Annotated in this window: 10 protein-coding genes; 5 read left to right on the top strand and 5 right to left on the bottom strand. The window is 61.0% G+C overall.

Features of this window, described 5'->3' with window-relative positions:
• Positions 1–86 precede the first annotated feature (86 nt).
• Positions 87–2,285 (top strand): NADP-dependent isocitrate dehydrogenase, encoded by a 2,199-nt coding sequence (locus KDL09_RS23610; RefSeq protein WP_294390855.1) that lies wholly within the window; start codon positions 87–89, stop codon positions 2,283–2,285.
• A gap of 95 nt (positions 2,286–2,380) precedes the next feature.
• Here the strand turns inward: KDL09_RS23610 and KDL09_RS23605 are convergent, their stop codons facing one another.
• Complete coding sequence (locus KDL09_RS23605; protein ID WP_294390852.1) at positions 2,381–3,169, bottom strand: hypothetical protein; 789 nt, start codon at positions 3,167–3,169, stop codon at positions 2,381–2,383.
• 147 nt (positions 3,170–3,316) lie between these two features.
• The gene (locus tag KDL09_RS23600) at positions 3,317–4,840 is read right to left on the bottom strand and encodes a hypothetical protein (RefSeq protein ID WP_294390849.1); all 1,524 of its coding nucleotides are present in this window, start codon (positions 4,838–4,840) and stop codon (positions 3,317–3,319) included.
• A gap of 160 nt (positions 4,841–5,000) precedes the next feature.
• Between KDL09_RS23600 and KDL09_RS23595 the strand changes: the two genes are divergently transcribed.
• Positions 5,001–6,434 (top strand): hypothetical protein, encoded by a 1,434-nt coding sequence (locus KDL09_RS23595; RefSeq protein WP_294390847.1) that lies wholly within the window; start codon positions 5,001–5,003, stop codon positions 6,432–6,434.
• Between the two features lie 88 nt (positions 6,435–6,522).
• On the opposite strand, the gene KDL09_RS23590 is transcribed toward KDL09_RS23595, so the two are convergent.
• Positions 6,523–7,110 carry a hypothetical protein gene (locus KDL09_RS23590; RefSeq protein WP_294390845.1) on the bottom strand — a complete coding sequence of 196 codons (588 nt, stop codon included), beginning with the start codon at positions 7,108–7,110 and terminating at the stop codon, positions 6,523–6,525.
• 478 nt (positions 7,111–7,588) lie between these two features.
• Between KDL09_RS23590 and KDL09_RS23585 the strand changes: the two genes are divergently transcribed.
• Together KDL09_RS23585 and KDL09_RS23580 are read left to right on the top strand one after the other, a co-directional pair.
• The gene (locus KDL09_RS23585; protein ID WP_294390844.1) at positions 7,589–8,767 is read left to right on the top strand and encodes an enolase C-terminal domain-like protein; all 1,179 of its coding nucleotides are present in this window, start codon (positions 7,589–7,591) and stop codon (positions 8,765–8,767) included.
• Between the two features lie 4 nt (positions 8,768–8,771).
• Positions 8,772–10,067: an MFS transporter gene (locus KDL09_RS23580; protein ID WP_294390842.1), complete on the top strand. Its 1,296-nt coding sequence runs from the start codon at positions 8,772–8,774 to the stop codon at positions 10,065–10,067.
• On the opposite strand, the gene KDL09_RS23575 is transcribed toward KDL09_RS23580, so the two are convergent.
• Complete coding sequence (locus tag KDL09_RS23575) at positions 10,049–11,455, bottom strand: PQQ-binding-like beta-propeller repeat protein (RefSeq protein ID WP_294390839.1); 1,407 nt, start codon at positions 11,453–11,455, stop codon at positions 10,049–10,051. The genes KDL09_RS23580 and KDL09_RS23575 overlap by 19 nt on opposite strands.
• Before the next feature lie 27 nt (positions 11,456–11,482).
• Between KDL09_RS23575 and KDL09_RS23570 the strand changes: the two genes are divergently transcribed.
• On the top strand, positions 11,483–12,694 hold the full coding sequence (locus KDL09_RS23570) for a M14-type cytosolic carboxypeptidase (protein WP_294390837.1): 1,212 nt from the start codon (positions 11,483–11,485) through the stop codon (positions 12,692–12,694).
• 4 nt (positions 12,695–12,698) lie between these two features.
• Here KDL09_RS23570 and KDL09_RS23565 read toward each other — a convergent pair whose 3' ends face one another.
• A complete protein-coding gene (locus tag KDL09_RS23565; RefSeq protein ID WP_294390834.1) occupies positions 12,699–13,865 on the bottom strand; it encodes a sialidase family protein in 1,167 nt (388 codons plus the stop codon).
• Positions 13,866–13,891: the final 26 nt, after the last annotated feature.

Here is a 13,891-nt window from a genome sequence, read left to right as displayed (position 1 = left end):
ATGGAATCTGCGGTCCCCTCGGGGTTGCATGAGGGCATCGTCGCGTCTAGCTCTCCCGCTCTCAAAAAATCCGCCCCTCGCGTCCCATGTCCGCCAAGATCATCTACACCCTCACCGACGAAGCCCCGCTCCTCGCCACCTATTCCTTCCTGCCCATCGTGCAGGCCTTCACCAAGGCGGCTGGCGTTGAGGTTGAGACGCGCGACATCTCCCTCGCCGGCCGTATTTTGGCCCAGTTCGGGCAGCAGGAGGACGACCTGAGCTACCTCGGCAAGCTTTGCCTCGAGCCGACCACGAACATCATCAAGCTGCCGAACATCTCCGCCTCTGTCCCGCAGCTGAAGGCCGCCGTCGCCGAGCTGCAGTCGAAGGGCTACAAGCTGCCCGACTTCCCTGAGAATCCGCAGACCGACGAGGAAAAAGAGATCAAAGCGAAATACGCCAAGGTCATGGGCAGCGCCGTGAATCCCGTGCTGCGTGAGGGCAACAGCGACCGCCGCGCGCCGAAGGCCGTGAAGGATTACGCGAGAGCGCATCCGCACAAGATGGGCGCATGGACCGCCGACTCGAAGACCACCGTCGGCACCATGGGCAAGGACGACTTCTTCTCGAATGAGAAGTCCACCTGTGTCCCCCAAGCCACGGAAGTGAAGATCGAGTTTGTGGGCAAAGATGGCAGCACCAAGACCCTTCTGCCAAAGCTCGCGCTGAAGGCCGGTGAGATCATCGACGGCACGAAGATGAGCAAGAACGCGCTCGTCGCGTTCTTCGAGAAGCAGATCGCGCAGGCGAAGGCCGACGGCGTGCTCTTCTCGCTGCACATGAAGGCCACCATGATGAAGGTCAGCGATCCGATCATCTTCGGCCACGCGGTGAAGACCTTCTTCAAAGACCTCATCGCCAAGCACAGCTCCACGCTCGCCGAAATCGGTGTGAACTTTAACAACGGCTTCGGCGATCTCATCGCCAAGCTCGACAAACTGCCTGCCGACAAGAAGGCCGAGATCGAAGCCGACATTCAGGCCGCTTACGCGAACGGCCCCGCTTTGGCGATGGTCAACAGCGACAAGGGCATCACCAATTTGCATGTGCCGAGCGACGTCATCGTCGATGCGTCCATGCCCGCCATGATCCGCGGCGGCGGCAAGATGTGGAATGCTGCCGGCAAGGAGCAGGACACCCTCGCCGTCATCCCCGACAGCTGCTATTCCGGCGTCTATCAGGCCGTCATCGACTTCTGCAAAAAGAACGGCGCTCTTGATCCGAAGACCATGGGCAGCGTGCCGAACGTCGGTCTCATGGCCCAGGCCGCCGAGGAATATGGCAGCCACAACAAGACTTTCGAAGCCCCCGCCGACGGCGTCATCCGCGTCACCGATACTGCGGGGAACGTGGTCATCGAACACACCGTCGATGCAGGCGACATCTGGCGCGCCTGCCAGACGAAGGACGCTCCGATTCAGGACTGGGTGAAGCTCGCCGTCAATCGCGCCCGCGCCTCGCAGACGCCCGCCGTCTTCTGGCTCGACAAAGCCCGCGCTCATGACGCCCAGATCATCGCCAAGGTGGAGAAATATCTCAAAGACCACGACACCACCGGTCTCGACATCCGCATCCTTCCGCCCGCCGAGGCCTGCACCTTCTCGCTGGAACGCATCGTCAAAGGCGAAGACACCATCTCCGTCACCGGCAACGTCCTTCGCGACTACAACACCGACCTCTTCCCCATCCTCGAAGTCGGCACGAGCGCCAAGATGCTCTCCATCGTCCCGCTCATGAACGGCGGCGGCCTTTTCGAAACCGGCGCCGGCGGTTCCGCGCCGAAGCACGTGCAGCAGTTTATGGAAGAGAACTACCTCCGCTGGGACAGCCTCGGCGAGTTCTTTGCTCTCGCCCCGAGCTTCGAGCACATCGCCGAAAACTTCAGCCTGCCCAAGGCCAAGGTCCTCGCCGACACGCTCGATGCCGCCACCGGCAAGTTCCTCGAAAACGACCGCAGCCCCGGCCGCAAACTCGGCACCATCGACAATCGCGGCTCACACTTCTACCTCGCGCTCTACTGGGCCCAGGCTCTCGCGGCGCAGACGGCCGACGCCGAGCTGCAGGCCCAGTTCAAGCCCATCGCCGAAGAACTCACCGCCAACGAAGACAAAATCGTCGCCGAACTCCTCGCCGTCCAAGGCAAGCCCGTCGAAATCGGCGGCTACTACAAGCCCGACAACGCCAAAGCTGACGCCGCGCTTCGTCCGAGTGCGACCTTCAATGCCGTTTTGGCGAAGGTTTGAAGCGAGGTCCTCTCGATTCTGTCCCTGCATTTGATCCGTCGGCTGTTTGGAGAAACGGCCGACGGATCGTGTGACAACTCACGATTTGGCTCGCTTTAACGGACAAACTCCACGGAATGGAGCACACGCAGGGCGAAGCCTTTGGAACCGAGGTCGGCGGGATCTTTCACATCGCTCAGCGTTGCGTCGGACATGCTGAAGGCCATGAGGCCCCCTTCGGACTCTGGATCCGGCAGGGCGATCACTTTGACAAAGTAGCGGATCGAGTTCTTCGGTTCGGTCATCTCAGCATTGAAGACCACGGCGTCGTTGCCCCGGATCTTGGTGGCGTACACTTCATGCACCTTGCGCTTCTCGTAGCCTTTTCCAATGCCGTCCAGTGCCTGGGACTGCAGCAGGTAGGCGCAGATTTTCAGGCGGTCCTCGGCGTTGGCGAGCTTGGGTGTCTTCAGGTTGGTAAAGCGGACGATCTCCACCGCCTTCTTGTCCTCGCTGGCGAGGATCACTTTGACGAATTCGGGAAGGCCGGATTTCTTTCCTCCAGGAATGACGAGCACGTTCTTGCTCTTGGGAACGATGATTTTAAAAGGCGCGCTCGGTGGGTTGTTTTCGTACTTGGTCGTGAACGCGGAGTCGATCGTGAACGATGACCCGACGACCAGACCTTCGACTTTGACGAGGGCGTTTTCGTAGTTGCCAACCTTCTCCTCTTTGAACTTTAGCGCAGGAAGTTTGGCAGGATCGGGCAGGCCGCCTGAGGGCGCCGGGTTTTGAGGCGGCTGCTGGGCAAAGCTGGAGGCTGCCAGCGCGATGACAAACAGTCCAAGCGCGGCCGTGCGGAGGCGTGCGGTTGAACTCCGGATGGTGAGAAGGGAAGAGTTCATGGTTCGGTGGTGCGAAAGTCTGAACCGAGGCTCAGACTCGCGGGTGAAAGTTCCTGATCGCCACAGCCATTGTAGGCACAGTCCCACCGGAGCGCGATGAGTATCTCGTGCGATGCACGATGGCGGCAGGCGCTACATCCATGCCGGTCACTCGAACTTGATCGCGTAGAGGTCCGCGTCCTTGAGCGCGAAGCGCAGGCGCACCGCTTTACCGGCTAGCGAACTGACATCGGTGCCGTTTTTCCAGACGACGGTGCGTTGAATCGAATCACCGAAGTGCTCTTCGGAATCGGCGAGTGTGAATCCCGGCACCGGTTTGCCTTTCGCATCCTGAATTTCGATACGGATGCCACCGGCGACAGAACTCGCGAAGTTCATCGTGAGTGCTTTGCCGGTGAAGGTGAACGGCTTCGTGATCAGTTCGCCGCCGCTCATCGGCGCATGAATGGAAACGAAGCCATCGAGACGCAGTGTGTAGCGGCGCAGTTCACTGCTCTTACCTGTCCAGTAGCTTTCGGTGGCGTAGAAGCTCAGTTCGTTCGGCGCGCCTTCGAGCGCGGACTTCGTCTCCACCGGATGCCAGGCGATGTATTGATGGCCGTAGTTCCAGGTGCCGGGGCGTTCGATGCCGGGCGGCAGGAAGGCTTCGTTCCAGCGCTTGAACTTCACACCGTCGCGGCTGGCCATGAAGAGACCTTCCGTGATCGCCATGCCGTAGCGGTCGCTGGCTTTCGAGCGCCACTCGCGATGCTCGCGCTCCGGCAGCACACGCATGTTCTCCGACCAGCCGCGCTCCACATAGCGCGTGGGAAAGCCGATCAGCAGATGCGGTGCCCGATGATACGGCTTCACCTGATTCGTGTAGAGCGCCTCGCCGGGAGAATCGACATAGGTCAAATCGTGCTGGTTCTCCCAATGCAGAAAGTCCTTCGAGGTCGCCGTGCGGATGGCGCGGAGACCGGAGGGCTTCCAGTTCTTCTCATCCGTCGTGCCTTCGGTGAAGTAACGCCAGTAGGCGCGATACAAACCGGCGTTCGCATCCCAGAACGCGAGGTTTTGCGAATCAAACGCGCCGTCCGTGATCACCGGCGCATCGGCCATCGGCGACCAGCGCAATCCGTCGGCTGATTTGAGCGCGAGCAGGCCCTTTGGTGAGTTTGAACGCAGGATGGCCTTATATTTCGCATCGGGCGCCGCGTTCGGATTGTCGTCTTTGAAGACGGCGGGATGCCCGCCATCGGGATTCACCTTTCCCATCATACCTTTGGGAATGACGATGTTGTTGGCCTTCGACCCTTTGAACTCATGCAGGCCGAGCTCCGGCTTGCGCCAGTGAATGCCATCGTCGCTCTCCGCGTAGCAGGTGAAGAGCGGATGCTCGCCCGTGTTCACCTTGCCATCCGTGACGGTGAGCTGCCACGACTTGTAATACATGCGGTATTTGTCGCCGTCCTTGAAGACGCTGTGGTAACCGCTGCCGCTGCCCTCCCACGGCGCGTCATGTTTGATCGCGATCTCACGGATCTGCGGATGATGCAGCATCTGCTCCGCCTTGCCGCTGAGTTTGTCGATCAGCAGATCATCCACGAACAGCTCGCGACGCGAACCGATGTCGAGAGCATCCGCCGCAAGGGAGGAACAGAGCAGAATGGCAGTGCAGAACAGCTTCATGACAGAACTACGCCGCGGGACGGTGAAATAATCGCTGGTAGGACAAACAGACCAGAGATCGGAAACCGCATGACAGATGATAAAATAATGACGGGCAAACTCATGTTCTGAAGGATTCCAGCCTCACCAGCATTTTACCCTTCATCACTCCACCAGCCCGATGACGCCTTCCCACACCGAAGACCCCACGCCGCAGAGCCGCTGCCGTTTCGCACTCGCGTGGTGCGACATCACACCGCCTGCGAACATCTACCATCGGATGTGGGGCGCGGCAAAGCATGACCGAGCCACCGGTGTGCATCGTCCGCTGCGAGCGACCGTGGCCATCTTTGCACCGATGGAAGGAAGTGAGCAGCAGATCGTGCTAGCGCTCGATCATTGCGTGATGGGAGCCACCGAGCATGCGAATCTCGTCGCGCAGGCTGCGGAGATCGGCGGCGTTGCCAGAGAAGAAATCCTCGTCGCCTTCTCGCACACACACGGCGCGGGCCTCATGGGCATCGATCGGGCGAATCTGCCCGGCGGTGATCTCATTCCGCCTTACTTGCAATCACTTGGTGAGAAAGCCGGGGCGCTCGTGAAGCAGTGTCTGGCCTCGCTGCAACCCGCGGGCATCGTTTATGGCAAAGCAAAGTGCTCGCTGGCCACGCATCGCGATTTCTGGGACGGAAAGCAGTTCGTCTGCGGTCACAATCCCGGCGTGCCTGCCGACGACACCGTCATCGTCGCGCGTGTCACCGATAATGCGGGCCAGATGCTCGCCAGCATCGTGAATTACGCCTGCCATCCCACCACACTCGCGTGGGAGAACACGCTTATCAGCCCCGACTACATCGGCGCCATGCGCGAAGTCGTCGAACGCGACACTGGTGCACCGTGTTTGTTCCTGCAAGGAGCCAGCGGCGAACTCGGCCCGCGTGAAGGCTTCGTCGGTGACACCGCCGTGGCGGATCGCAATGGCCGCGAACTCGGTTACGCCGCGCTTTCAGCCCTCACCGCTCTTGCCGCCGCCGGAACGAACTTTGTCTATGCTGGTCCCGTTGTTTCCGGCGCGACACTTGGCTCGTGGAAGCATCAACCCATCGACACGACCTCCAAAGCCGGATGGAAACTCCAACGCTGGCACGAGCCGCTGCACTATCGTCCCGGCCAGCCGACGATCGAGCAAACCCAGGCCGAACTCGATCAATTCCAAGCCGACGAAGCCACCGCCCGCTCCGCTGGCGATGAAACACGCGCCGCCGACCTGCGCGCCCTCGCCGAACGCAAAAACCGTCTGCTGCATCGCCTCCATCAGCTTCCGCCCGGCGACACCTACCCGCTGCAAGTCGTGTTGTGGCACATCGGCGATGCCATCTGGCTCGGTGTGCAGGGCGAAAGCTACAACCTCCTCCAAACCGAGCTCCGCCGCCGCTTCCCCGACAAGATCATCGTCGTCGCAAGCATCGCCGCCGACTGGGGCGCCTCCTACCTCCCGCCCCGCGAGCTCTACGACACCGGCATCTACCAGGAAAGCATCGCCATTGTCGCTGCGGGAAGTTTGGAGCAGTTGATCGAGGTGATTGCAGAGCGTATCACGGTGACGAATTCATAAACAAGCTTCGAAAGGAGCGGGAGAATACCTGTTGTCTCTCTGCTGCGTGCTTGCCCATCGCAGTGCCGGTAGGTGGCATTGAATGCCACTAGGGCTCGTCAACTACAGGAGGGGTGACTTTGCTTGCATTCGTGGGGAGAACCGGATGACTTTTCCATTGTCGATATTCTTTCTCCTCTTTCATGTACATTTCCCGATACATCTCCTCCTTCACGCGAGGCTTATAATAGAAATAAAACCAACCCACCAGGATCCATGCGCCCAGGATGCTGGCCGTGAGACATCGTGCCAGATTGGAGTGTGGCACTTTTTCGCCAGGCGGCTGTGGCAGTTTGTGTCTGGAGCAGAGTTTCGTGACCGCTCCTGCCATAAAGAAGCCCAGCCCAGGACAGGCGACGAAGCTCGCGACGATTAGACAGAACTCGGTCATCGCTTCTCCAAGGCGGTTCAAAAAATCGCCGTGATAACTGGTCGAGAAATTAGTCGCCAAAAGATGCACCATGCCAATGAAACCAGGGACAAACACCGAACAAAGTCCGAAAAACGTTGGCCAGGCCCAAGGCCAAACCCGTGAGCTTCGGCCCGTCAGAATCATGCCCACAATGACCCCCACTAAGGCAATGGCCAGTCCGATCAGGCCGCCGATGATCGCTGCTGGAAGAGATAAGAACCACATAAGATCGCTCCGGTTATTGAACTGACATGGAGACGGCATCGAACCACTCCGCCGTCAGGAAACTTCTGCTGCGAGAAATGCGCCCTCTATTTCGGTCCCTCCACGGCTTTTGGCCGTCGGAACATTCAGTCATCTCAGGGGCCCGCGTATTATCGACGCAAAACTCGCCATGCCATTTTGTTTCATTCATGCGAGCAGCCTACATGATCAGGCCCACGATGATAATCGACTATTTCGATCTTTGCATCAGTCATACGAATGGAGGTCAGACATTGCAGGGGAGAGAAAGTTGTCTGTATGCCTCCGGGGAACACGGACTTGGATCGCGGATATTGGGAGGACGCAGAGACGTTGTTTGGCTTCAATTCTCCATGTTCTCCCAAGCTCTACAGTGTTTTAACCCGACACCTCCCAAATTGGATGGATCAGTGGCTGATGAGCGTTTGATCAGTGGTTCAAACGCCTGTCCTTTCCGTCCATGAAAATCACCGCCATCGAAACCCTTGTCTGCCACGCCCGGATGCGAAACTGGGTGTTTGTGAAAGTCGTCACGGATCAGCCCGGCCTCATCGGCTGGGGGGAGGCGACGCTGGAGTGGCACACGCGCAGCATCGTGGGCGCGATTGAAGACATGTCGCACCTTCTCATCGGCGAAGATCCGACGCGCGTGGAGTATCTGTGGCAGGTGATGTATCGCCAGCACTTCTGGCACGGGCACGGCATCGTGCGCGCCACAGCCATCGCGGGCATCGACCTCGCGCTGTGGGACATCGTGGGCAAGGTGGCGAACATGCCGCTTTCGAAGGTCTTCGGCGGTCCGGTGCGTGATTGGGTGCGGACCTACTGCCATCTCGGCGGCGGGAAGATGGAGGACTTTTATCAAACGCCCGCTGACAACGCGAAACGCTTCGCCGAACTCGCGCAGCAGGCCGTGGCGGATGGTTACACGGCCTTCAAGAGCATGGCGGTGCCCAGCACGATGCCGATCGAAGGCATGAAACCCGTCCGCGCTGCCGCTGCTGCCGTGGCAGCCATGCGCGATGCCGTGGGGCCGGACATCGACATCATGGTGGATTGTCACGCGCGGCCCTCGCCAGCGATGGGGCTCAAGTTCGGCAAAGCGCTCGATGATTTCGGCCTCTACTTTTTCGAGGAGCCATGCTGGCCGGAAGCGGTCGATGGTCTCGCGAAGATCAACGCCGCGCTCACCACGCCCGTGGCCAGCGGCGAGCGCGTGACGAATCTGGAGGCCTTCAAAGACATGTTTGAGAAACGCGCCGTCGAGATCTGCCAGCTCGACATCACGCACTGCGGCGGTCTCAGTGCCGCGAAACGCATCGCCGCACTCGCCGAGGCGCATCGCATCGCCTTGGCTCCACACAATCCGCAAGGCCCTGTCAGCACCGCCGCGTCGCTCGAGTTCGGCTTCTCACAGCCGAGCTACATCATCTGCGAAACCGTACACAACGACGTGCCGTGGCGACAGGACGTGGTCGAGGAAGGCTTCGTCATCGAGAAGGAAGGCCGCATCGTCCGCCCGAACACCAAACCCGGCCTCGGCATCACCATCAACGAAGCCGAGGTGAAGAAGCATCCCTTCCAGCAGGAGATCGTGCTCCGCGAATTCAGCCCGGATGGTGCCGTGACGGACTGGTGATCTCATGAAACCCACGCGCGCCCGCTTCATCGTCCTCGCCGGTCTGTGCATGGCTGCGGCGCTGGCGTATTTGACGCGCAACGCGGTCGGGACGGCGGAGAGCACGATTCGGGATGATCTCGGGCTCACGAAGGAGCAGTCGGGCTGGTTGAGCAGCGCGTTTTTCTGGTCGTATGCGTTGTGTCAGATCCCGGCGGCGGCGCTTTCGCTTCGTCTCGGTGCAAGACGCGCGCTGCCGTTGTTCGCGGTGCTCTGGTCGCTGGCCACGGCGTTGTTCGGCATGGGCGGCTTCGCGGCGATGGTCGTTTCGCGTGCACTGATGGGTGTGGCGCAGGCGGGACTCGTGCCGGTGGCGATTGCGGTGATGGCGCGATGGTTTCCACGTGCGGGACAAGGTCTCGCCTCCGGTGCGTTTGGTGGATTCATGTCGGCAGGCAGCATTGTGGGCGCGCCGCTGACCGCTTGGTTGATCATCGTCTGCGGCTGGCGGCCGATGTTCCTGTGGTATGCGCTGCCGGGCATCGTGTGGGCCGTGTGGTTCGCGCGATGGTATCGCAATGATCCTGCCGAACACGCGTCGGTGAATGAAGCGGAGGCCCAATTGATTGCAGCGGATTCAAAAGTCCCCGCGAAGGTGCATTCAAAACCACCCGCCGTGCCGTGGCGTCTGCTCATCACGAGTCCGGCGATGTGGTGCATCTGCGTGCAGCAGGCATTTCGATCCGCGGGCTACATCTTCTTCGGCAGCTGGTTCACGACGTATCTGCAGGAGGCGCGTGGTGTGGAGCTGATCACCTCCGGCTTGCTCACGGCGCTGCCGCTCGTCGGCGATCTGACGGGATCATTGCTCGGCGGCGCAGTGTCCGACGCCGTGCTGCGCAAGACCGGCAGCCAGCGGCTCGCGCGTCAGGGCCTCGCGGCGATCGCGTTGTTCATCTGCGCGTGTCTGGTGTTCTCGGCGTGGTTTGTCAGCCATGCGCTCACGGCGGTGCTGATCATCAGCCTCGGCATGTTCTGTGCGGCGGTGGGCAATCCCTGTGTGAGCACGGTGATGATGCACGTCGGCGGCTCGCACGTTGCGACGATCAGCGGCGTGATGAACATGTGCGGCAATCTGGGCGCGGCGGCGTTTCCCGTCTTCGTGCCCTGGCTGCTCGCCAACGCCGGTGGCTGGGATGCGGTGTTGATTTGCTTCACGGCGCTCTACGCCGGCTCATCGCTGTTCTGGCTGCTGATGAAAACGAAGCCCAACATGTTCGACGGCGCGCCTGACGCCGAAGATCACTGCGCGAAGGCGTAGAGCTTCTTGTCCGTGCGGATGTAGATCACGCCATCGACGATGGCTGGCGAGGCAAACACGGGCGCTTTGAGGTCATTTCGTGCGAGCACGTTGAGCTTGTCGCTCGTCGCATCGAGCACCACGACGGTACCACGTTGCGAGATGACATAGACGCGACCGTCTGCGGCAACTGCCGACGCATAGTAATCGCCGGAAGCATCGACGCGCTCCGCTTGATAAACCGGACTGCCGCTCTTCGCATCGTAAGCCGAGGCGAGGCCGCCACTTTTCATCGTGAACACGCGGCCGTTCACCGCGATGGGCGACGACACATACGGCAGATGCTTGCTCTGCTGCCAGACGACGTGCGTGTTCGTGATGTCGCCGCTGCCGCCGGGTTTGATGGCAAAGATCTGGTTCACGGCATCGGCGAACATGCCGCGCACGAATTCGTACTCTGGCTTCGTGACCTTGCCGTCTTTGTCCGCATCAATCTGCGAGTAGCGGCCCTTGATCGGACCCGCAGGAAATTCGTCCAGCGTCAGCAGGCCATCCTTGTCGGCATCCTGCACGGCGGCAAAAGCCTCGAACGGCTCCATCTCGATGCGCTCGCCTTCATCGCCGCCGACGTTCCAGCTCGACACGAGCAGCACCCCGTCCGCCGCCACCGGACTCGCATTGGCCACGCGCGCCATGCCGCGTGCGGACCAGCGTTGTTTGCCGTCTTTGATGTCGTAGCTGCGCAGCCAGAGCGATCCGCAGACGACCAGCTCCTGCATGCCGTCATGCTTCCAGACAAACGGCGTCGCGAATCCGCGACGGAACTCGCTGCGATCCACGCGCCACACTTCCGCGCCCGTCTTCACATCCAACGCGAGCAGGTAACTGCCCACGTCCTGATCCGCGACGATGATCACCTTGCCGTCCACGATGATCGGCGATGAACTCGTGCCGAACTCGACAACCGGCGCCGGCAGCGGCTTGTTCCAAAGCTCCTTGCCGTTCCAGTCATAAGCCAGCACGCCGAACGATCCGAAATACGCGATCAAGCGCTCGCCATCCGTGCAGCACGTCGGCGCGGCCGGACTGCCGATGCGATGCGCGCCTTCGATCTTCGAAGCCGGAGCCGCCACGCGCCACAGCTCACGTCCGTCGGCTTTGTTCAGGCAAAACGTCACCAGCTTGCCATCCGCGAGACCCGTGAGCGCGATCTTGTCACCCCAGATGCACGGCGACGAATGTCCGAACGGCACCTCGGCCTGCCACTTCACATTCTTCTCCGCCGAAAACTCCACCGGCGGCTTTCCTGTGCCGATGCCGAGTCCGTCCTCACCGCGAAACTGCGGCCAGTTCGATTCAGCGAGGCAGGTGGAGGCGAGAAGAGAAAAAGCGAGACCGAGATGCTTCATGAAGCCAGAACGTGACGTTGAGTGCAGATGATTCATCGGCTCCTGCTTCTTCCGCTTCTGACGATCGCCGCCCACGCCGAACTGAGCGTCAGCTCCGATTTCGAAGGAGGCAATGCGGAGGTCGTGAAACTCGATCAAGCCACGAAGACGCTGCGCATCATGCCTGCGTTGCGTGAAGGACGCGGGTGGCCGTGCTGGTGGTTCTTCACGCTCGACGGGCTGACGGCGGGCGAGGCATTCACCCTTGAAGTGCAGGCGCAGACGAAACCGTTTCGCGACAAGACAGTGCTCGCCGCTTCGTGGTGCCAGCCGAAGCATGCGTGGCTCAGCAGTGATGACGAAACGTGGACACCGAGTGAGGCGGGCACGCTCAGCGCTGACAAGGTGATGAGTTACACGATCAAGGCGACCGCGCCGCAGATGAGCGTGGCATGGGGCCCGCCGTTTGTGCCGAGCGATGCCGAAAAGCTACTCGCCGAGATCGCAGCCAAGCTGCCGGAGGCGAAACGCTTCGAGCTGGCGAAGACGCGCGGCGGACGTCCGGTGAACGGCATCCGCATCGGCGATGAAAACGCGCCGCATCAGGTGTGGATCGGCTCACGTCAGCACGCATGGGAGGCCGGCGGCAGTCAGGTGGGGCGCGGCTTCATCCGCTGGTATGCGAGCGATGAAGCGAAGGCGCTGCGTGCGCAAACCTGCCTGCATTACATCCCGATCATGGACGTGGACAACGCCGCGCTCGGCGCGGGCGGCAAGGAGGCGATCCCACGTGATCACAATCGCGACTGGGCCGCCGAGCCGGTTTATCCCGAAGTCGCCGCAGCGCAGCGCATGATCCGCGACATTCACACGAAGCACGGCCTCGATGTCTTCATCGACCTGCACAATCCCGGAGCCAACGATCCGATCTTTTTCTTCGGTCCCTTCGCTTTTGAACGCATGACGGGCATCCAGCAGCGCAATTACCAGCGCTGGATTGACCTCGCCGCCGAGAACATCATCGAGCCGCGCAAGGTCGATTCAAAATATCGCTTCGCGACCTATGTGAAGACCGATGAAGAACGTGGTCGCATGAGCAGCGGCTGGGTCCGGCCAAACACGGGCGACTTCACGATTTCAGTCACGCTTGAAACCGGCTGGAACAGTCCGCTGATGTCGGCGGAGGGTTACGGCAAGGTCGGCGCAGGCCTGGGTCGTGCGCTGGCGGCATACCTCGCGGAAAATCCACGAAGAAAGTGATTCGTCACTCGATGCGCCACGTGGCCTGCCTCAGCACGGCGAGTTTGGGCTCGGTCATGCTCTCATACCAGACGGTGAGCAGCGTGCCGTCGGGCAGTTCGACAGTGCTCGGATAGCCGAGATCGCCGCCTTTGCCGTCACCGGAGAGAATCATCGCCTCGCCCCAGGTCTGGCCGTTGTCGGTGCTAAGACGGGCCTGGTTGCCGTAGGGCTTGCGGCGGTGGCCGTAGGTCATGAGCAGGCGTCCGTCGCGCAGGCGCAGCAGATGCGAGGGCAGACCCCACACGCCGATGGAATGCGGCTCGCTCCACGTTTTGCCGCCGTCCTTCGATTCGCTCTGCAGCGTCTCGCCTTTGTTCACTTCGTTGTGATTGCGAATCTGCGCGATGATCGTGCCGTCGGCCGCCTCCACGGCATGCAGCTCGTGATACGACTTCGTGGTGTCATCGCCTTTGCGCGTCGGAATCTCCGCCAGCCACTGCCACGTGAGACCGTCGTCCTTCGATTCCGCGACACCGATCTTCTTCTCGCCGGTCCACAATTGCTTTCCAGCATAGAGTAGACGGCCGTCTTTGAGCTGGATCGGTCCGTGCGGACTGTTGGCGACCGTAGGGATCGGCTTTGACCACGTTTCGCCGCCGTCAGTGGAGCGCAGCACCCATTCGCCGAGCTGCGCTTTGCGTTCTTCATCACTGAGCTTCTCATGCGCCGCCTTCCATCGCGCGTAACGCTCTGCAGGCATCGCCTTGGTCACCCAGCCCTGGGGCGTCAACTCCGCCATCGCCGCGGCCTTTTTGAACGAGTCCTCATAGGCCAGCGAGGTGAAGGTGGTCACCAGTAGCGTGCCTTTCGCCGTTTCCAGCACGCCTGAGTCACGATCATCGATCGGCCCGTCATAGATCACTCGGGGTGCGGACCACGTGCCGCCGAAATCGGTCGATTTAATCGACACGACCTTCCCAAATGGACACACATGCGCCTCGCGTCCGCCGGAGCACGTCACCCAGAGCTCGCCATTCGCACGCTGCGCCACCGTCGGCCAGCCATGATAAAACTCCGGCTGCTGCGAGATGACTTTCGTTTCGAGAATCTTCGCGGTCGGAGCAGCTCCCCGGACGATGAAAGGGAGCGCGAGAGCGGTGGTGGCGATGAAGCGGCGACGGTTGGTCATGGCCTGCAAACTACGTGCCTCCGCCG

The organism is Prosthecobacter sp. (assembly GCF_020439865.1).
In the GTDB taxonomy this organism is placed as follows: Bacteria; Verrucomicrobiota; Verrucomicrobiia; order Verrucomicrobiales; family Verrucomicrobiaceae; genus Prosthecobacter.
This window is presented reverse-complemented; position numbering and strand designations above follow the sequence as displayed.

What these genes read in the sequence shown, in the direction of transcription:
- KDL09_RS23610 (WP_294390855.1), top strand. Translation starts at nt 87, where the DNA reads ATGTCCGCCAAGATCATCTACACCCTCACCGACGAAGCCCCGCTCCTC.
- KDL09_RS23605 (WP_294390852.1), bottom strand. Translation starts at nt 3,169, where the DNA reads ATGAACTCTTCCCTTCTCACCATCCGGAGTTCAACCGCACGCCTCCGC.
- KDL09_RS23600 (WP_294390849.1), bottom strand. Translation starts at nt 4,840, where the DNA reads ATGAAGCTGTTCTGCACTGCCATTCTGCTCTGTTCCTCCCTTGCGGCG.
- KDL09_RS23595 (WP_294390847.1), top strand. Translation starts at nt 5,001, where the DNA reads ATGACGCCTTCCCACACCGAAGACCCCACGCCGCAGAGCCGCTGCCGT.
- KDL09_RS23590 (WP_294390845.1), bottom strand. Translation starts at nt 7,110, where the DNA reads ATGTGGTTCTTATCTCTTCCAGCAGCGATCATCGGCGGCCTGATCGGA.
- KDL09_RS23585 (WP_294390844.1), top strand. Translation starts at nt 7,589, where the DNA reads ATGAAAATCACCGCCATCGAAACCCTTGTCTGCCACGCCCGGATGCGA.
- KDL09_RS23580 (WP_294390842.1), top strand. Translation starts at nt 8,772, where the DNA reads ATGAAACCCACGCGCGCCCGCTTCATCGTCCTCGCCGGTCTGTGCATG.
- KDL09_RS23575 (WP_294390839.1), bottom strand. Translation starts at nt 11,455, where the DNA reads ATGAAGCATCTCGGTCTCGCTTTTTCTCTTCTCGCCTCCACCTGCCTC.
- KDL09_RS23570 (WP_294390837.1), top strand. Translation starts at nt 11,483, where the DNA reads ATGATTCATCGGCTCCTGCTTCTTCCGCTTCTGACGATCGCCGCCCAC.
- KDL09_RS23565 (WP_294390834.1), bottom strand. Translation starts at nt 13,865, where the DNA reads ATGACCAACCGTCGCCGCTTCATCGCCACCACCGCTCTCGCGCTCCCT.